The 1,006-nt window shown below is 43.1% G+C and carries 2 tRNA genes and 2 rRNA genes; all 4 read left to right on the forward strand.

From position 1 onward, the window contains the following. Positions 1-115, forward strand: a 16S ribosomal RNA gene (locus MHM87_RS19775); the annotation flags it as partial. A gap of 77 nt (positions 116-192) precedes the next feature. Beyond that, positions 193-268, forward strand: a tRNA-Ala gene (locus tag MHM87_RS19780). Between the two features lie 43 nt (positions 269-311). Then, positions 312-388: transfer RNA gene (locus MHM87_RS19785), tRNA-Ile, on the forward strand. A 352-nt stretch (positions 389-740) separates the two neighbouring features. Beyond that, positions 741-1,006 (forward strand): 23S ribosomal RNA (locus MHM87_RS19790); the annotation flags it as partial.

Genomic DNA, 1,006 nt, shown 5'->3' on the forward strand with positions numbered 1-1,006 from the left:
AAAAGAAGTAGTTAGTCTAACCTTCGGGAGGACGATTACCACTTTGTGTTTCATGACTGGGGTGAAGTCGTAACAAGGTAACCCTAGGGGAACCTGGGGTTGGATCACCTCCTTACCATTACGTCGATAGACGCCTTGATGCAGTGCCTACACAGATAGTCTTGTTTAAAATGAAGAACGACACAAGTTTATGGGGCTATAGCTCAGCTGGGAGAGCGCCTGATTTGCATTCAGGAGGTCAGCAGTTCGATCCTGCTTAGCTCCACCATCTACTTGAAACTGGGTTTGTTGCTAACAAACTTAGAAACTGAAGGCTTGTAGCTCAGCTGGTTAGAGCGCACCCCTGATAAGGGTGAGGTCGGCAGTTCAAGTCTGCCCAAGCCTACCATTTCCTTGCTTTGTGAAAGGAAGGTAATAAAGGTAGAAATGTGTCACGTTGGACCCGAAATCCTAATGAATATTTACTGTTTCAGTAAAGATTGATTAGGGTTTTTTACTCTAAAGATGAAAGTACTGCTTTTGCAGGAAACATCAAATGTTCTTTAACAATTTGGAAAGCTGATATTAATAGTAATCAATCAAAATTGAGTAACTGAGAAATCGAAAGATGACTTTTTACTCTACTTGACTGAATTGCTTGTTATCAATCGATGATTTGATAGCAAGGCAATTCTTCCGATTAGCTTGTCATTCATGCAACATAACTTAGACAGAAGTCAAAAGGCTGTTTGGGGTTGTATGGTTAAGTGACGAAGCGTATACGGTGGATGCCTTGGCAGTTAGAGGCGATGAAGGACGTGTAAGTCTGCGAAAAGCTGTGGTGAGCCGACAAAATGCATTTGAGCCACAGATGTCCGAATGGGGAAACCCACCTATTTATAGGTATCGTTAACTGAATACATAGGTTAACGAGGCAAACGAGGGGAACTGAAACATCTAAGTACCCTTAGGAAAAGAAATCAACCGAGATTCCCCTAGTAGCGGCGAGCGAACGGGGAGCAGCCCT

Origin of the sequence: Alteromonas sp. Cnat3-28 (assembly GCF_022348265.1) — a bacterium.
GTDB classification, from domain to species: domain Bacteria; phylum Pseudomonadota; class Gammaproteobacteria; order Enterobacterales; family Alteromonadaceae; genus Alteromonas; species Alteromonas macleodii.